Origin of the sequence: Geitlerinema sp. PCC 7407 (genome assembly GCF_000317045.1) — a bacterium.
Taxonomy (GTDB): Bacteria; Cyanobacteriota; Cyanobacteriia; order PCC-7407; family PCC-7407; genus PCC-7407.
On record NC_019703.1, the window covers coordinates 1,778,753 to 1,796,219 of the forward strand.

Annotated in this window: 11 protein-coding genes; 4 read left to right on the forward strand and 7 right to left on the reverse strand. The window is 63.8% G+C overall.

The window, feature by feature from the left end; genetic code table 11:
- Positions 1-7: 7 nt before the first annotated feature.
- Genes GEI7407_RS07570 through GEI7407_RS07585 form a run of 4 tightly spaced genes read right to left on the reverse strand, consistent with a single transcriptional unit; the run spans position 8 to position 6,497 of the window.
- Complete coding sequence (locus GEI7407_RS07570; RefSeq protein ID WP_015171552.1) at positions 8-2,362, reverse strand: DUF5682 family protein; 2,355 nt, start codon at positions 2,360-2,362, stop codon at positions 8-10.
- Between the two features lie 32 nt (positions 2,363-2,394).
- Positions 2,395-3,516, reverse strand: coding sequence for an AAA family ATPase (locus GEI7407_RS07575; protein WP_015171553.1), 1,122 nt, complete (start codon positions 3,514-3,516; stop codon positions 2,395-2,397).
- A gap of 46 nt (positions 3,517-3,562) precedes the next feature.
- Positions 3,563-5,116 carry a DUF5691 domain-containing protein gene (locus GEI7407_RS19405; protein WP_015171554.1) on the reverse strand — a complete coding sequence of 518 codons (1,554 nt, stop codon included), beginning with the start codon at positions 5,114-5,116 and terminating at the stop codon, positions 3,563-3,565.
- A 40-nt stretch (positions 5,117-5,156) separates the two neighbouring features.
- Entirely contained in the window at positions 5,157-6,497 is a 1,341-nt protein-coding gene (locus tag GEI7407_RS07585; RefSeq protein WP_015171555.1) for an SWIM zinc finger domain-containing protein, read from the reverse strand.
- A gap of 419 nt (positions 6,498-6,916) precedes the next feature.
- On the opposite strand from GEI7407_RS07585, the gene GEI7407_RS07590 reads away from it, so the two are divergent.
- On the forward strand, positions 6,917-8,269 hold the full coding sequence (locus tag GEI7407_RS07590) for an LCP family protein (protein ID WP_015171556.1): 1,353 nt from the start codon (positions 6,917-6,919) through the stop codon (positions 8,267-8,269).
- A 97-nt stretch (positions 8,270-8,366) separates the two neighbouring features.
- On the opposite strand, the gene acnB is transcribed toward GEI7407_RS07590, so the two are convergent.
- Positions 8,367-10,964, reverse strand: a complete 2,598-nt coding sequence (gene acnB, locus GEI7407_RS07595; protein ID WP_015171557.1) for a bifunctional aconitate hydratase 2/2-methylisocitrate dehydratase — start codon at positions 10,962-10,964, stop codon at positions 8,367-8,369.
- Between the two features lie 210 nt (positions 10,965-11,174).
- Positions 11,175-12,629 (reverse strand): DUF3370 domain-containing protein, encoded by a 1,455-nt coding sequence (locus tag GEI7407_RS07600; RefSeq protein WP_015171558.1) that lies wholly within the window; start codon positions 12,627-12,629, stop codon positions 11,175-11,177.
- Positions 12,630-12,926: 297 nt separating this feature from the next.
- On the opposite strand from GEI7407_RS07600, the gene GEI7407_RS07605 reads away from it, so the two are divergent.
- From GEI7407_RS07605 to modB, 3 genes are read left to right on the forward strand one after another with little or no spacing between them, the layout of a single operon-like run.
- Positions 12,927-13,805: an MORN repeat-containing protein gene (locus GEI7407_RS07605; protein WP_015171559.1), complete on the forward strand. Its 879-nt coding sequence runs from the start codon at positions 12,927-12,929 to the stop codon at positions 13,803-13,805.
- Between the two features lie 32 nt (positions 13,806-13,837).
- Positions 13,838-14,293 (forward strand): EVE domain-containing protein, encoded by a 456-nt coding sequence (locus GEI7407_RS07610; protein ID WP_015171560.1) that lies wholly within the window; start codon positions 13,838-13,840, stop codon positions 14,291-14,293.
- Between the two features lie 12 nt (positions 14,294-14,305).
- A complete protein-coding gene (modB, locus tag GEI7407_RS07615; RefSeq protein WP_015171561.1) occupies positions 14,306-14,971 on the forward strand; it encodes a molybdate ABC transporter permease subunit in 666 nt (221 codons plus the stop codon).
- Here modB and GEI7407_RS07620 read toward each other — a convergent pair.
- Positions 14,968-17,379, reverse strand: a complete 2,412-nt coding sequence (locus GEI7407_RS07620; protein ID WP_015171562.1) for a GAF domain-containing protein — start codon at positions 17,377-17,379, stop codon at positions 14,968-14,970. The genes modB and GEI7407_RS07620 overlap by 4 nt on opposite strands.
- Positions 17,380-17,467: the final 88 nt, after the last annotated feature.

The window sequence follows — 17,467 nt, forward strand, 5'->3', positions numbered from 1 at the left end:
ACCAAAGCTAGGGAAACCGGAGGCCGAGAAGCTGGGCCACCAGGGGCAGCACCGCATCGGCGCGATCGCGATCGAAGGTCGCCTCGTCAAAGCGGGCCGTGGTCTGGGGGCCGCGGGCCAAACCGCCCTGCTGGATGCGATCGGCCATTTGGCGGCGCTCGCCGATGGGGAAGGTCGTAAAGGTGCGGCGCAGCAGGGGCAGCAAGGTCACAAAGGTCTCAGCGCCCAGGGAGATCACCCAGCGATCGAGCACCTGCCAGATCGCCTCGTCGTGGAGCAGCATTAGGCCGCTCCCCTGCAAGAATCCCTCCACCCAGGCCGCTGCGTGGACCGGCTCGACGGCCACCGACAGCGCCAGCCCCATGCGGCGGGCGGTGTCCTCGGGCGAGAGCAGGCCATCGTCGAGGAGCAGGCGACAGCAGCGGCCCGCCAGCAGCCCATGAAGGGTTTCCTGGTCCGCCATCTGCTGGAGGAGCGATCGCCACGTGCTGAGGTGCTCTTCGTTTTGCAGCAGCTTGAGGGTGCTGTGGGTGGTGATCAGATGCTTGAACATCTCCAGGGCCGCCGCGTCGTTGAGGGAGGCGCAGGCCAGGGGCAAGCCGATGCAAATCCGCACCACCAGCCCATCGACGACGTGGGACACGATGCGGGTGTCGGTTTGGCGCACATCGCTGTAGCGCAGCAGATTGGCCAGGGGCGGCAGTGCCCCCATCAGGTGGACCACGTCGCTGGCGACGGCGGCCTCCTCCTGGAGGCGCTCCATCAGGTGGGTGGTGGCCTCGGGCAGGGCCGCCAGCAGGACCTGGTCGAGGAGCTCAGTCAGGCTGGGCAGGTTCGGCGCGGTGTCGGCGCAGTGGGACGCGTACTGGCTGGCCGCTTCGTAGAGGTTGGTGCCCCACTGACTGGCCTCGATGAAGGCGATCGCCAACTCCGGTTTCCAGTCCAGCCGCCAGGCTTCCTTGAAGGTGCCTTTGCTGCTGGTGCGCTGGCGATCGCCCCAGGGAATATTCAGCAGCCGCAGCCGGTGGAGCAAATAGGACCGCTCAAGGCCCGTGGGCTGGCGCAAATCCAGCTCTAGGGGCTTCTTGGGTTCGGTGCGATCGGGCAGCTTCAGGCGGCGCTGGAGTCGCCGAAAGTCTTGCAAAATCGGCACCATCGGGGTTTCCGGCGGCACGTGCCCCAGGCGATCGCTGATGATCAGGCCCTCGTGGATCAGGCGCATCGGCATGGCATCGCCAAAGCACAGCACCGTCTGGGCCGCTTCGTTGAGCTCGTCGAGGCTGGGCAGCGGGCGATCGCGCAGGGCCGCCAGGGCTTCGGCGAGGCGCACCGCCTCGATCACGCTGGCCGACGAAGCATCCAGATCTTCGCGTCGCAGTCGCCGCGCCACCTGGGTCAGCCAGCGCGTGGTGATCTGGTCGCGGGCCGTCCACAGGTGGTGGTACCAGCCGGGGGCGTGAATGCCGGCGCCGTAGCCGCTGCCCAGGGCCAGCCGGCCATAGGTCCAGGGCACCCAGGTCGCCTCGACCTTGATTTTGGGCAGGCCCTTGAGCAGGGCGCTGTCCTGTTTGGCGGGGGGCAGGGGGCTGGCCAGGGCGGGCACGTGCCACGCCCCGCAAACGATGGCGATCCGCTGGAAGCCCTCTTTTTGGGCCTGACGCAGGCTCTGGCGCATAAACGCTTCCCGCTGGGCTTCTCGCAGCTCCTGGGGATCTGCCGTGGTGGCCGTATCCACCGTGGGCAAAGGGTGATCGCGCTCTAGGGTTTGGCGCAGCTCGGTAATGGCTTCCTGAATTGCCAGAAAAACATCGGTGCTGTCCTGGCGCTGCTCCACCAGCGCTTCCCACCACTGCTCGCTGTCGGTGTAGCCCGCCGCTTGGGCCAGCCAAAAGAGCGGATCTTGGTGCAGGGCAGGGGATTCCTCACCGGTTTCGGCGGCGGTAGCCTTTGGGTCATCGGGCGTGTCTGGCGATGGCTCGCTGGCCTCGGCGGCGGGCTCGGTCGGGGGCTCGCCCTCGGGGGGCGCTTTGGCGGCCCGCAGGGCGAGCTGGTGGGTTTGGGGCAAGTCGATCATCCGCACGGGAATCTGGTGCTTCAGGCCGTACTGGATCGCCTGCCACTCCGGCGAAAAGACCGCAAAAGGATAGTAGGCCGCTGCTTGGGGAGACTCCGGCGCGTAGACCAGCAGCGCCACCGGGGGACGCATACCGGCGATCGCTGCCAGCGGCAAGACCTCATTGGCTTCTGGGGGGCCTTCGATGAGGATCACGTCCGGCGCCATCGCCGTGAGCGATCGCACCAAGCTGCGGGCCGACCCGGGGCCGTGGTGCCGAATGCCAAAAATCTGTACAGACTCAGCCATGGGCGTGGGCTCCTTGGGGCAGGGAAAGGGCGCTAGGACAACTCACGGCAGGCCCGATAAATGTCTTTCCAGCCGTCGCGCTCCTTCACTACGGCCTCCAGGTACTCCTTCCAGACCACCGTATCCTGGACGGGGTCTTTCACCACGGCACCCAGGATGCCAGCGGCCAAGTCCTCTGCTCCCAGTCGGCCATCCCCGAAGTGCGCCGCCAGCGCCAGACCGCTGCTGACCACCGAAATCGCTTCGGCGGTGCTCAGGGTTCCCGAGGGCGACTTCAGCTTGGTTTTGCCGTCTTCGGAGACGCCGTTGCGCAGCTCCCGAAAGATCGTCACCACCCGCCGAATTTCCTCCAGGGCCGGGGCCTCGGCGGGCAGCTCTAGGGCTCGGCCCAGGCTTTCGACCCGCCGCTGCACGATGTCTACCTCTTCGTCGCTGGTGCTTGGGACCGGCAAGATCACGGTGTTGAAGCGCCGCTTGAGGGCGCTGGAGAGCTCGTTGACCCCCTTGTCTCGGTTGTTGGCGGTGGCGATCAGGTTAAAGCCTTTGCGGGCCTGCACTTCTTGGCCCAGCTCGGCGATCGGCAGGGTTTTCTCGGAGAGCACGGTGATCAGCGTGTCCTGGACGTCCGCTGGAATTCGGGTCAGCTCCTCCACGCGGGCGATCTTGCCTGCCTCCATGGCGTTCATCAGGGGGCTGGGCACCAGGGCGGCCATGGAGGGGCCTTCGGCCAGCAGTCGGGCGTAGTTCCAGCCGTAGCGGATGGCCTCTTCGCTGGTGCCTGCGGTGCCCTGGATCAGCAGGGTGGAGTCGCCGGTGATGGCGGCGGCTAGGTGCTCGGAGACCCAGGACTTGGCGGTGCCGGGGACGCCGTAGAGCAGCAGGGCGCGATCGGTGGTGAGGGTGGCGATCGCCACTTCGATGATTCGGGTGCTGCCGATGTACTTGGGCGAGACCACGAAGCCGTTGTCCAGGGTGCCGCCCAGCAAATAGGTGGACACGGCCCAGGGGGAGAGCTTCCAGTTGGGCGGGCGGTGGCGGGTATCCACGGCGGCGATCGCCTCCAGCTCCTCAGCAAACTGGGTCTCGGCGTGCTGGCGCAAAACAGCGGTGGCGGGCTCAGGGGCGGGTTTGGCTTTGGCTTTCGAGGTTGGCATGGTGTTTAGAGGGTAAGTGGAGGCAAGGGAGCAGGCAGCGGGGTCTCTAGGGGCGATCGCCAAAGGCGTGGTGCATCTCTTGGCGAAACTGGAGCATGGCCACAAAGTTTTGCATTGGCTCGATCCAGTAACCGTCAGAGCGCCCCTCCGCCGCTGTCACCAAGGTCAGGGCATCGGCGATCACCTCAGCGTCGGGCGCCATGAAGCGGGCGAATTTTGGCAGGGTCATCCGCATTTCCCAGTGAGTGTGCTCGACGTGCTGGATGTAGTGGGCCATGCGGGCGATGATTTGGCGGCTAAAGCCAGCACTCCAGTCGCGGCGGTACTGGGCCGCCCACAGGAAGTGGGCGTTGTCGGCGTCGGGACTGGCCGGGGTGCTCTCAAACCGCTGCATTAGCCAAGCTTCTCGGCGATCGCTCGGCAGCACTTCGGCCAGTCCGGCGGTTTGGGTGGCATCGAGGCGATCGCCTGCCCCCGTGAGCAGGGCTTCGGCCCAGGCGGCGCTGCCCTGGCGCTCCGCCGCCAAGGCTAACCCCGTCAAAAGCGGGCCTTGCCAGTCGTGGTCGAGCAGGGCGCTGACGATGGCCACCGGCGGCGCGCTCTGGCTCCAGAAGGTCAGGGGAAGGCTGCCCACCAGCTGCTGGAGCCACCAGGCCTTCTCGCCCTTGCCGCTGGGGGGCTTGGGGTCGAGGCCCTCGCGCTGGAGGTCGGGGCCGCAGGCGGTGGGCGGAGTGACCGCGATCTGGGGGCGATCGCCCCCGAGCGTCAGGCGGAGGTGCGATCGCCCCCGCTCCACCATGCGGTGACAGAAGGCCGACCCCGGCAGCCGCACCAGCAGGTCTGCCGCGACCCGTCGCACGTCTTTGCTGCGATCGTCTAGGGCTGCTTCCAGGAAGCCCTCATCCTCGGGAGACAGGCCCACCTGGAGGGTTTCGAGCAGCTTGGCGCGATCGCGAGCCATTTCAGCGCCCCAGTGAGCGGCCAGGTGCTCGCGCGCCAGATTGGGAGCCTGGGACCGCCAGAGCCGCAGCAGCATCTGCCGGGTGGTGCGATTGCTCGCGGCCCAGACCTGAACTAGATCTGGCGGCAATGTGTTCGCCTCCAGGCCGCTCCAGTCTGCGGCTGCGTACTCCCACTGGGGATTTTGGGCGGCTAGCCATCGCCCCCGCTTGCCAACCACGTGCAGCAGCTCCTCTCGCAGCGGGCTGTTGTTGCGGCCCTGCTCCAGCAGGTCTGGCAGCGTGTTCTCGGGAGCGCGCCAGCCGTGCTGGACCATGAGCTGCACCATTTCCGGCAGCAGATCGCTGTACGCGCCGCTGAGCACCAGCTCCAGGTGACGCACCGTAGGGCCTTGGCAGGGCGGCCACACTTCGGGCTCACTGGGGATCGGCAGGGCGGCTTGGGGGTTGAGGGAGGGGCGCTGACCGGCCTGGCGATGCAGGGCGATCGCCCCGGCTGCGCTCAGCACGGTGTGCTCGGGCTGGACCGGATCGAGCTGGGCGATCAGACCCAGCAGGGGGTCCTCCGAGGTGGGTCGCTCGACGCCCTGGCGCTCTGTGCCCAACAGAGCAATGCCCACGAGGGTTTCCCAAAATTTCACCGAGTGCTCCTTCTGCGGAAGTGCTGCATGGGTTTGTGCCCTAACATTGCCAAAACTGTCCGTGGGCCCAGGTGCTCAGGGGCATCAAGACCGACCCGTTCCACTCGCCAAAAACGGCGACGGGATGGCCGCCGCTAAAGGCCAACAGGTGCCACGGACGGATGAAGCGGGGGCTGAGCTGCGCCACGGTGCCTCCGGCATCCCGCAGCCACCAGGTGCCGTCGTCCTGGAAGGGAATCACCTGCTCCAGGCGGAGGGGAAACTGCTCAAGCCAGGGGTTGCGGGCGATCGCCTGACCGTAGTGGGCGATCGCATCGGCAATGGACGTGTGGCCCGCCATGGCCGTCAGGGCTTGCAATTCGCCCTGGCGGGCCTTGATCACGCCGCGCAGGGGGTAGTTGCTGGGATAAAACACCACCTCCGCCTCGATCTGAGAACCCGGCACCAGACTGGTGTCCAGGGGAGAGTTGCCGTGGGCAAAGCTCAAAACTAGCACCGGGCGATCGCTGGTTTGGCCCCAGAGCCACACCCGCTGCACCTTCATTTGCCGCTCCTCTTCCTCAACCTGCTTGCCCAGCACCTGCCATACGTCCTGACAGCTCTCGGCTCCCGAGTCTGGCTCAGCGGCGATCGCCAGCAGCTCCTCCTGGTTCTGGGTCCAGCCCACCAGCGTCCGCAGGTCGGCCTGCAGCGGCGCTGGGTGCGCCTCAAGGCGCTGATACCCCACCACCAGCAAATACAGCTGGCCCAGCTCTGCCAGCAGCCGCTCGGTCCAGCCCGTCCCCGAGTGGGCGATTCCGGCCAGTTCTTTGAGCCGCCGCGCCAGGCCCGGGGCCTGGGCATCCACCAGCCGCGCCGCTGGCCCGTCCCAAAAGGCGTAGGGCTGGCTCTGGACGCTGCCCAGGCCCTGACGAATCAGGTCATGCATCCACAGCGTCAGGTCCTCGAGGCCAGCCCGAATCTTGGCTTCCCGCTTTTCAACCCGTTTCGCCTGGGCAGCAGGGTCGACGGTGGCGGCTTTCTGCTGCTTTTCGGCTTTTTTGACCGCTTGCTGCGATCGCGCCTGGATCCACTCCGCCACCCAGGGCGGCGGGTCGGTCTCCGCAAAGGCAGAGGCCTGACTGGCTAACAATAAAAACAGCCCAAGTGCGTGTTTACACGGAAACTTGCGGCTGGGGCAGCTACAGCGGAAGGCTGGCTCTTGACAGTCGATCTGGGTGCGGTAGGGGTCTTTGCCGCTGCCCTTGCACTCGCCCCAGATGATATCCTCCGCCCTGCCCAAGCCGCTCCACTTCTGCAAACTGGCAAGTCCCTTGCCGTTTTTGGTCGAGCTTGCGTCGGGCGAAAGGGCCAAAATCTGTTCTGCGGTCCAGCTCACCATAGATGTCCTGCATCGAACAGCGATCGCGTTTGTTCTAGCAATCCCTGATCGCCTTGTGCTCTAACGAGCAAACAATCTTGATATCTTGCGGAATGCTGGAATCTAGCTGATTTTCTAAAGCCCAATTTCTCCGGACTCCCAGGAGCTAGCGGTGTAAAAATCAGCCAAACCGCTGACAATTCGTCTAACGTGGGATCATCCTCAATGTCCTGCTAGGCGACTGGGCCTATAATTGCCTAGGCTAAGGAGTATACGAAAGTATACATATGCTGTCGGTGATGCAAACCCTCTAAGGTGTGGTGGCAGGAGTGAGGCAGGTTAATCACGTTCCGAATTCTGATCCCGACTCGACTCAGCGACGCAGGGATACCGACGCGACTTCATCGAATGCCCGCTGTGCGCCTGAGTCCTCATCTTCCATGAGCAATCCTTCCCGTCCCTCCCCCAAGCCCAAACCCGCACGCCGCTGGCTGCTGTGGAGCTGTTTATTTTTGATCACGGCTTCGGCCTCGGCAACGGTAGGGGCGATCGCCGCTCTGTTGGTGCCCCACCCGGGGGTTGGCCCGACCGAAAACTCGACGGCGGTCGCTGAGCGCGATGGCACGCAGTTTGGCTTGCAGTACCGCATCACGCGCCCCGTCAATCTTCTGATCATGGGAATCGACCGCGTGCCAGAGGCTCAGCCCGGCACTCCTGAGATGCTCGCTGGCCGCAGCGACACGATGCTGCTGGTCCGCGTAGAGCCCCGCAAGAAGAACTTGAGCATTTTGTCGATTCCTCGTGACACCCAGGTCAATATCCCAGATGTGGGCATTGCCAAGATCAACTATGCCAATGAGGTTGGCGGCCCGGAGCTGGCGGCTCGGGTCGTGAGCCGCACTCTGCATGAGGTGTCCGTCGATCGCTATCTGCGCTTCAACACCAATGCCCTGCGCGAGCTGGTGGACCTGCTGGGCGGCGTCGAGGTGTTTGTGCCGGAGCGCATGGAGTATGTCGATCAGACCCAAAAACTGACCATCGACTTGGAAGAGGGCTGGCAGACCCTCAACGGCGACCAGGCGGAGCAGTTTGCCCGCTTTCGTCATGACGGCAATGGCGATATTGGCCGAGTGCAGCGCCAGCAGGCTTTGGTGAAGGCGATCCAGCAGCGGATGACGAGCCCCAGCGTGCTGCCCCGCCTGCCCAAGATTATTCAGGTGATGCAGCAGTACATCGACACCAATCTCTCGCTGGAAGAAATCTTGGCCTTGGCCAATTTTGGTCTCAAGATCGAGAATCAAAGCGATATTCGCATGGTGATGCTGCCGGGGCGTTTCAGCGGTCCCAACGAGTTTGTGGCGAGCTACTGGCTGATGGATCCGGAGGGCCGCGATCGCGTGATGTCCCAGTACTTTGGCCAGAGCGCGATCGCCCGCGATGACTTCCTCGGCCAAGAGGGCGATCGCGACTTCGACACCCTGCGCATCGCCGTCCAGAACGCGACGGGACGACCAGAAGTGGCTGAAAAGGTAGCAGATTACCTCTGGGATCAAGGCATTCGCAACGTCTACATCATCCAGGACTGGCCCGACGATCTGCGCCAGACGCAGATCATCGTGCAGCAGGGAGACCTCGACGGCGCGAAGGCCCTCAAGCGAATGCTGGGCTTTGGCGCCGTTGAAGCGGCGTCTGTTGGCGACATCAACTCTGACCTGACGATCCGGGTGGGAGACGACTGGCTCGAAAGCCCCTCTGCGGACCTCCCGAGCGCCACGAAAGCCTCAGCAAACTAGATCCAATTAATCCAATTAATCCAATCAAACCGAAGAGAGGAGGGCGATCGCCCTCCTCTCTTCGGTTTAGTTAACAGGGGTGTTTTGGCGGGCTAAGTTAGCGACCGGCGTTTGCGATCGCCTCGATCTTCGCCTCCATTTCCTTCGGAATCACCCGACCCTCATCCTCAAATCCCACAATCTGGTCGAAGTTGAGGTAGCGGTACAGGTCAGCCTCCAGGGGCTCGATCTTCTTCGTCACGATCTCCAGGTACTCTTCCTGGGTCGGAATTCGGCCCAGCAGCGCACACACTGCCGCCAGCTCCGCCGAGCCCAGATAGACCTGCGCTCCCTTGCCCATCCGGTTGTTGAAGTTGCGGGTCGAAGTGGAGAACACCGTCGCGTTGTCCGCCACCCGGGCCTGGTTGCCCATGCACAGCGAGCAGCCCGGCATCTCTAGGCGCGCTCCCGACGCCGCGAAGATGCTGTAGTAGCCCTCTTGGCGCAGGATTTGCTCATCCATGCGGGTCGGCGGGCAGATCCACAGCCGCGCCTTAGCCGGCCCTGCTCCCTCCAGCACCTTCGCCGCAGCCCGATAGTGGCCAATATTGGTCATGCAAGAGCCAATGAAGACCTCGTGAACCGGGTCGCCAGCGCACTCCGACATCGTCTTGATGTTGTCGGGATCGTTGGGAGCGGCCACCAGCGGTTCGCGAATCTCATCCAGATTCACCTCCAGGACGTGGGCGTACTCAGCGTCTGCATCGGCCGACAGCAGGCTGGGATTGGCCAGCCACGCCTCCATCTTGGCGATGCGTCGCGCCAGCGTCCGAGCGTCCTGATAGCCCCGGGCGATCATGTTCTTCATCAGGGCGATATTGGAGCGCAGGTACTCCGCCACCGTCTCCTCGCTCAGCTTGATCGTGCAGCCTGCGCAGGAGCGCTCTGCCGTTGCGTCCGTCAGCTCAAAGGCTTGCTCCACCTTGAGATCCGGCAGGCCTTCCATCTCCATGATCCGGCCTGAGAAGATGTTCTGCTTGTTTTGCTTCTCGACGGTCAGCAGCCCCTGCTGGATCGCCACATGGGGAATGGCGTTTACCACGTCGCGCAGGGTGACGCCGGGCTGGAGCTTGCCGCTAAAGCGCACTAAGACAGACTCGGGCATGTCCAGGGGCATGGCGCCGATCGCCGCCGCAAAAGCCACCAGACCCGACCCAGCCGGGAAAGAAATCCCCAGGGGGAAGCGGGTGTGGGAGTCGCCGCCCGTGCCCACGGTGTCCGGCAGCAGCATCCGGTTCAGCCAGGAGTGGATGATGCCGTCGCCAGGCCGCAGCGCGACGCCGCCCCGCTGGGCAAAGAAGTCGGGCAGATCCTGGTGGGTCTTGATGTCCACCGGCTTGGGATAGGCGGCGGTGTGGCAGAAGCTCTGCATGACCAGGTCAGCGCTGAAGCCCAGGCAGGCCAGCTCTTTCATTTCGTCGCGGGTCATGGGACCGGTGGTGTCCTGGGACCCCACGGTGGTCATGATGGGCTCGCAGGAGGTGCCGGGCCGCACGCCGGGCAGGCCGCAGGCCTGGCCGACCATCTTCTGGGCGAGGGTGAAGCCGGTGCCGGTGTCTGCGGGGGCAGCGGGGCGGGTGAAGAGGTCGCTGACGGGCAGTCCCAGGGCCATGCGCGTCTTGTCGGTGAGGGAGCGGCCGATCAGCAGCGGAATTCGGCCCCCAGCGCGCACTTCATCCAGGATGGTTTCGGGCTTGAGGGAGAAGGTGGCGAGGACTTCGCCGCTCTCGCTCGTGATTTCCCCTTTGTAGGGGTGAATGGTGATGACGTCGCCGGTTTCCAGGCCCGAAACGTCGCACTCGATGGGCAGCGCGCCCGAGTCTTCGGCGGTGTTGAAGAAGATGGGGGCGATTTTGCTGCCGAGGATGACGCCGCCGGAGCGCTTGTTGGGCACAAAGGGGATGTCGTGGCCGATGTGCCAGAGGACGGAGTTGATGGCGGATTTGCGGGAGGAGCCGGTGCCGACGACGTCCCCGACGTAGGCCAGGGGATGGCCTTTGGCCTTGAGCTGGCTAATGGTTTCCAGGGCATCGGTCATGCGGGATTCCAGCATGGCCAGGGCGTGGAGGGGAATGTCGGGGCGGGTGGTGGCGTGGGTGGCGGGGGAGAGATCGTCGGTGTTGGTCTCGCCCGGCACTTTGAAGACCGTGACGGTGATGGTTTCGGGTAGGGGTGACTTGCTGGTGAACCAGTCGGCGGCGGCCCAAGAGTCGATGACTTGCTGGGCGTAGGCGTTGGTTTTGGCTAGCTCGATGACGTCGTTGAAGGCGTCGTAGACCAGCAGGGTTTTCTTGAGGGAGTCGGCGGCGCCCTGGGCGATCGCCGCTTCGGGGGACTGGAGCAGGTCCACTAGGGCCTGGACATTGTAGCCGCCCATCATGGTGCCCAGCAGCTCGACGGCTTCTTGGGGGGAGACCAGGGGGCTGGTGGCGCTGCCCTGGGCGATCGCCGTCAAAAAGGACGCCTTCACGTAGGAGGCCTGGTCGACTCCGGGGGGAATGCGATCGCGCAACAGGTGCAGCAACGTTTCCGCTTCGCCGGCGGGAGGATTTTTGAGCAATTCACACAAATCCGCCGTTTGCTCGGCTGTCAACGGCAGCGGCGGAATTCCCAGGGCTTCCCGTTCTGCCGCGTGTTGACGATACGCTTCCAACATCTTCTGCATTCTCCTTCTATAAGCACCAGTACACACTTGGCCTGTCTTGCCAATTCTTCACGGCTGGGATGGGCCAGACTGTCAGCCACGCTACGAGCGCAGCATTTCGCAGCAGGCCACAGCCTCCCCGGGGAGCATTTTGTAACTAAGTATTTCTATTCTGCCCTAGAGGGGCAGCGGATTACGGCGATGTCGAGGGGCGATCGCCCCTCAAGATCCAGGAGCCAGAGTCTCAACCGTCAGAACCTGGGGCGGCGTCGCGTCCGGCGGATACAGAAGATCAACGTGCACCAATCGGCGGGCATCGGGGGGCAGCGTTAGCTTCACTAGGGGCTCCCCTCGCTGACCGCGCCGCTGAACAATGTGCACAAAGCGCGTTTGGGGCCGATTTTGGTCATCGTTATAGCGTATCCGCACCGGTCCCCGGAAAAAGATACGCTGGGGCGGCTGGTCAAAGAACAGGAGCCCCCCCTCAATTTGCTCTTCTTTGATGGGGGTTTGCAGGGAGATCGTTACCGTTTGCGCGGTCTTCTGAGCATTGTGCAGCGGCAATGTCAGGCTGTACTCGATGCCGTAGTTGCCGTTGGCCAAATAGGCCGTGTCGGCATAGCGCGCCACCATGGGCGCACTTTGGATCTGGCCCGTGCCCAGGGTGCCTCGCTCCAGGAGGCTGAGGCCGTAGGAAATCGCCTGGCCCGGCGGCGGAATCGTAAAGTCTGTGGCGTTCGCTGAGTCGGTGAGCTGGGCCTTCCACAGGGAGCCCTTGGCCACGCCGGCCACCCGACCGTAGATCACCTGACCCGTCTTGGTGCCGGGCGTCGTCGGCGGGATGTCCCGCGGCCCTGCCAGATTCGCGGTCCGAATCAGGTTTTCCCACTCTGCCACGGTGGGGATGCGCTCGGTCTTGTCCGGGTTCTGGGGCGCAAACATGGCCAAACTCGCCACGTACACCGGCCCATTACTCCGCAGACGCAGCAAGGTCGATCGCCCGTTGGAGGTGGGAGTCACCTTGCCCGCCGGAATGGGCAGATTCATCAGCATGTAGCTCTCCCCGGGCGGAATGGTTACCACCGCTGGCAAGCCGCTCCGCAGGCGTCCGCGCAGGACATCGTTCATGGCGCGGCTGCCGGGGCCGGAGTACACCGTACCGAGGGGATCATCCACGTAGTCCGGCAGCTCTACAAACAAAGCGTCGGGCCGGGTGAGGTAGGTGGCTCCCTGCAAGACATTGAGGGTGATGGGGCGCCGGGTCGGATTGAACACCAGCAGGCCCTGAAAGAGCGATCGCGTTTCAGCCGGAGTTTCGGCTCGGGAAATGTGGTGGCTGAAGATGTCAAAGCGACCTTCGAGGGGCACATTGAGGTGCGCGTTTGGAAAAGCTTTGCCGCTGCCCGGAAAGGTCGAGAGCAAGATACCTTCGGTTTTGACGACTTCGGGGCTGTTGCTGTTGACCACAGGGACATCGTCGAGGTCGCCGGGCAGGGGCCGCACTTCCTGAAGCTGTAGAATTTCCATGGGCGGAAACTGGCTGTCTACGGTGGGTACTGCCTCCTGGGGACGCAGGATTTCCTGGGTCGGCAGGGGATCGAGTTTGGGTTTTGGCGCAGCAACCGGAACGATAGGGCTGGCTTGGGCCAAGGACAAAAGCGTCAAAAACGAGAGCATGGAACAAATGACGGCGATTGGGATACTAGAGAACAGGTCGCGGCGCTTGGGGTAAAGCTTAAACAAATCTTAAGCGGTCCCAGCGATAGATTTTGTGAATCTACCTTTGGCCGAGAAAACCCGAAAATTGTGGAGACGGGCGAGTGTAGTTCACCAAACACTCCGGATAATGCCTGATCCGCAAGGTTTTAGACAGAGTTATTGAGTGTTTCGCGACAGTTTGTACTCAGGGGGAAGACGCCCCTGATGGTAAGCGGTTCCACCATCACTGTTTGAAAGGATATTTCAGAGAAAAAGATGGCTGAGTTGAAGGCTGTGGAGCGACATGGGTTGAGCGGAGCCGGGCGATCGCGCCTGCTCGGTGGCGGCCTGTTGGTGGTCTTGGCGACTGCGGGCCTCTTGGCACCGGCGGCGGCCTTTGCCCAGGCTGGGCCGCAGGTGAGCCGTCAGTGTGAGGGCCGCCGCGATGACGGAAAGCTCAATGGTCGCGGTGTGTGCGTTTATCCCAGCGGCAATCGCTACGAGGGCGAGTTCAAGAATGGCCTGCGTCACGGCCAGGGGACGTTTACCTTTAGCGACGGTACGCGCTGCCAGGGCACCTTCGAAAATCAGCTGCTCAATGGTCGGGGGCAGTGCGCTTTTTCGTCGGGCGATCGCTACGAGGGCGAGTTTAGAAACGGGCGGCCCAGCGGCTCAGGGCTTTGGGTTTTCAGCGATCGCACGCGCTGCCAGGGCACTTTTACCAATGGCACCCTCAACGGCCGCGCCATGTGCGAATTTCCCAGCGGCAACCGCTACGAGGGCGAGTTCAAGGACGGCCAGCGGGAGGGCCAGGGAGCGTTCATCTACGCTGATTCCACTCGCTGCGAGGGCACCTTCCGGGGCGGCAGCCTTAACGGCATTGGCCGGTGCACGTTTCCGGGCGGCAACCGCTACGAGGGCGAATTCCGAGACGGCCAGCGATCGGGGCGGGGCACATTCACCTACGCCAGCGGTCCTCGCTGCGAGGGCACCTTTGTCAACGGCAGCCTCAACGGGCCGGGGGTGTGTATCTACCCCAACGGCGATCGCTACGAAGGCACCTTCAAAAACGGCCAGTATGACGGTCGCGGGGTTCTCGTCACCCAGGACGGCAAGCGCCAGCCGCTCAACTGGCGCAACGGGCGGCTAGAATAGGGGGCCTCCCTTACCCTGACGAGAAACTTGCTATGGCCTACTGGCTTGTGAAGTCAGAGCCCGACGTCTACAGCCTCCAGGATCTGGCCCGCGACGGCCAGACCCTCTGGGACGGCGTGCGCAACTACCAAGCGCGCAACTTCCTGCGATCGATGGTGCCGGGCGACCTGGCCTTTTATTACCACTCCAACACGACGCCCCCCGGCATTGTGGGGCTGGCCCAGGTGGTCGAAACGGCCCTCGATGACCCGAGCCAGTTCGACCCGGCTAGCCCCTACTACGATCCCAAGTCCAGCCCCGACCAGCCCCGCTGGCAAACGGTGCGTCTGGCCTTTCAGGCGGCGTTTCCGGGCCTGATTTCCCTCGACCAGCTGCGCCAAACCTTTGAGCCCGAGGAACTGTGGGTGGTGCGGCGGGGCAACCGGCTGTCGGTGATGCCGGTGCCGGAGGCGGTGGCGGCCAAGCTGCTGGCGATCGCCCAGTGCTGAGGATCTGAAGGAATGGAATCGGTGTGGCCAGCGCTGCGCTTGTCGATTCAGGTGGCCTGTTTGGCGACCGGGATCGTGGCCTGGGTGGGGGGCGCTCTGGGCTACTGGCTGGCGCGCGATCGCGGCCCCCTGCGCAGCCTCGTCGATGCCCTGGTGGCGCTGCCCTTGGTCCTGCCGCCCACGGTCACCGGCTTTTATCTGCTGGTGCTCCTGGGCCAGCAAGGGCCTCTGGGCCGCCTGCTCCAGCGGGTCTGGGGCTGGACGCCCATTTTTCACTGGAGCGGGGCCGTGCTGGCGGCGGTGATCGTCACCCTGCCCCTGATGACCCGCACCACCCGCGCTGCCCTCGAAAGCGTGGATGTTTCCTATCTCCAGGCCGCCCGCACCCTGGGCCAAAATGAGTGGGAAGTCCTGATCCGGGTCTGGCTGCCCCTGGGCTGGCGGGGCATTTTGGCGGGGGTGGTCCTGAGCTTCGCCCGCGCCCTGGGCGAGTTTGGCGCGACGCTGATGGTGGCGGGCAATATTCCGGGGTTGACCCAGACCATGCCCATGGCAATCTACGAGGCGGTGCAGGTGGGCAATGACGCGATCGCCTTTGCCCTGGTGCTGGTGCTCAGCGGCATTTCCCTGGCGGCCATCTTGCTCCTAAACGCCCTCGAAGGCCGCAGCCTGCCCTAGGACGAGCTGCCCGATCGCCGCCCCAAAACCTCGATCGCCGTTTTGAGGCGCAGCGGCAGCTCCACCATCACAGACACTTGCCGGTTGTGGCTCTCTAGCCAAATTTTGCCTTCAATGTGCTCCACTAGGCGCTCCACCAGCGCCAGCCCGAGGCCCGTTCCGCCCTGCTTCCAAGGATCAGCGGAGGGCACGCGATAAAAGCGCTCAAACAGGTGAGGCAGCTCCTCCTCCGGAATCTCGACCCCAGTATTGGTGATCGTGAAGAGAATGCCCTGGGCCTTCGGCTCCACCGCCAGAGAAATATGCTCCTCAGCGGGGGTGTATTTGCAGGCGTTGTTGAGCAGCTCCGTCAGGATGCGCTCCAGGCTGCGCGCATCGGAAATGAAGCCGAGGGCGTGGGACGGCAGGCTGAGCTGGAAGTCCTGCTGCTGCTGCTGAAACCGCGCCCGAAAGGACTCCAGGAGCGGGGGCAGCCACAGGGCAAGGTCGATGGCTTCGGGAATCAGGGACTGAACGCCGGCATCGAGGCGCTGGAGATCCAGCAGGTCATTGATCAGGCGAATTTCCCGATCGGCCTCGTTCTGCAAAATGCGCAAATAGCGCTCGGTGCGGCTCGTCTCGGGGGAAATGGGGGCATCAGGGCCGGCCTGATGGCTGCGCCTAAAAGAAATTTCGAGCATCTGAATCGCCATTTTCAGGTTGGTCATGGGCGTTCGCAGCTCGTGGGACACCGTGCTGAGAAAGTCGTTTTTGAGGCGGTTGAGGCGCTCGAGCTCGGCCACCTGGGCCTGGGCCGCCTGGTACAGCCGGGCCTGACGCATGGCGATCGCGCACTGGTTGGCGACTTGGCCCACGAGCCGCACCTCCGCCGCGCTAAAGGCCTCATCCTTGGCCTTGATCAGCCACAGGTCACCGATCACCCCCTGATCGTCCACCATGGGGCACGCCAGCACCGCGCAGCGCTCTTCGTCGGAGTTCCCCAGGGTGCAAAACTGCACGGCCTCCCCCTGGAGCAGGCACTCGTACACGCTCGGCTTGTCGGCCATCAGCAATACCCCCCGGCGCATGGAGGGGGGCTTGATGGTGCACTCGTAGCAGACCGTGGCGGTCTGGCGCGTCAGATCGTAAAGGCTGGCGTCGCAGCTTTCGACATCTAGGCCGGTGGCCAGCTCCTCGACGGCAGTGTGCAAAATCTGGTCTTCGTCCAGGCTGTCGCGCACTTTGTCGGTGATGCGCTTGAGCATTTCTTCGAAGTGCAGGACGCGGTGAAGCTGGGCGGTGCGCTCTTGGACCTGATATTCCAGGTCGCTGTTGAGCTGGCGCACCTGCTGACAGAGCTCGGACTGGTGGATGGCGATCGCCAAATGGGTGGCCAACTGCTGCAATAAATCCTGCTCGAGCACCTGCCAAGGACGGGGTCCAGAGCACTGGTGCACGGCCAAAAAGCCCCAGAGCGTGCGCGATCGCGCGCTCACCGAATCCTCGATCCGAAAAATCGGCACCACCAGCAGGGCCTGAATCGAAAACAGACTCATCAGGTTGGCGGACTCTTCGCCGAACTGGGCGAGGGCAACGTTGTCCACGGAGCGCGTGTGGCCCCGGCTGTAGTAGCGCATGGACTTGCGGTGGTCGGTCCACGCATTCCGAATCACCCAGCCCTGCATCGACGGGTAGCCCTCGGCCATGGACTCCACGACGACCTTACAGCTCTGGTCGCTGTTGATCCGCTGAATGATGACCCGGTCCACGGCCAAAAACTGCCGCAAATCCGCAGCGGTCTGCTCCAGAGTTTCATTGAGGTTGAGGGACTGCTGGATTCGCTGGGCCAGGGTGATCATCAGCCGCTCGCGCTCGGTTTGCTGGCGCAGCACACCTTCGGCGTGCTGGCGATCGCTGACTTCCTGCTGTAGCCGCTGCTCTGTCAGCCGGAGCTGGTCGAGGCGGCGATCGCCCCCATTCTGGAGTCCTGAGGCAGCCTGCTGGCGCTGGCGGATCGTCCCAATGCGGTACGCCAAATCTTCACTGAGCTGGGTCAGCCAGCTCATTTCTTCGGTGTCGAGGGGCTGGTGGGCGTAGAGCAGCAGCGCTCCCAAGGGTTCGGGCATCAGCAGCGGCAGGACGACGGCAATGGGACCCGTTCCAGATCCCGGGCGATCGCCCCAAGCAGACAACTGGGGCGATCGCGTCTGTAGCGATCGCTCCGCCAGCGCCGCTTCTGGCCAGATCAGCCCCTCCCCAAACGAACACAGACCGCTGGTGCTCCACTGGCTCACAACCTGGAGGCTTTCGACCCCGTAGCCGATCCAGGCCGACCGGTAGCCCCCCGTCTGCACCAAGAGACGGCAGATTTCTTGCAGGAGTGGAGCTTCTTTCTCCGCCCGCAAGATGGCTCGGTTGCAAGCACTCATGGCATGGATCGTACGCTGGCAAGACAAGGGAACAGGGTTAGGAATCATTGATCTTTGGGCAGGCAGATAGCGGCTTTGAGCAGACGAA

What these genes read in the sequence shown, in the direction of transcription:
- GEI7407_RS07575 (WP_015171553.1), bottom strand. Translation starts at nt 3,516, where the DNA reads ATGCCAACCTCGAAAGCCAAAGCCAAACCCGCCCCTGAGCCCGCCACC.
- GEI7407_RS07620 (WP_015171562.1), bottom strand. Translation starts at nt 17,379, where the DNA reads ATGAGTGCTTGCAACCGAGCCATCTTGCGGGCGGAGAAAGAAGCTCCA.
- GEI7407_RS07590 (WP_015171556.1), top strand. Translation starts at nt 6,917, where the DNA reads ATGAGCAATCCTTCCCGTCCCTCCCCCAAGCCCAAACCCGCACGCCGC.
- GEI7407_RS07570 (WP_015171552.1), bottom strand. Translation starts at nt 2,362, where the DNA reads ATGGCTGAGTCTGTACAGATTTTTGGCATTCGGCACCACGGCCCCGGG.
- GEI7407_RS07610 (WP_015171560.1), top strand. Translation starts at nt 13,838, where the DNA reads ATGGCCTACTGGCTTGTGAAGTCAGAGCCCGACGTCTACAGCCTCCAG.
- GEI7407_RS07605 (WP_015171559.1), top strand. Translation starts at nt 12,927, where the DNA reads ATGGCTGAGTTGAAGGCTGTGGAGCGACATGGGTTGAGCGGAGCCGGG.
- acnB (WP_015171557.1), bottom strand. Translation starts at nt 10,964, where the DNA reads ATGTTGGAAGCGTATCGTCAACACGCGGCAGAACGGGAAGCCCTGGGA.
- GEI7407_RS07600 (WP_015171558.1), bottom strand. Translation starts at nt 12,629, where the DNA reads ATGCTCTCGTTTTTGACGCTTTTGTCCTTGGCCCAAGCCAGCCCTATC.
- GEI7407_RS07585 (WP_015171555.1), bottom strand. Translation starts at nt 6,497, where the DNA reads ATGGTGAGCTGGACCGCAGAACAGATTTTGGCCCTTTCGCCCGACGCA.
- modB (WP_015171561.1), top strand. Translation starts at nt 14,306, where the DNA reads ATGGAATCGGTGTGGCCAGCGCTGCGCTTGTCGATTCAGGTGGCCTGT.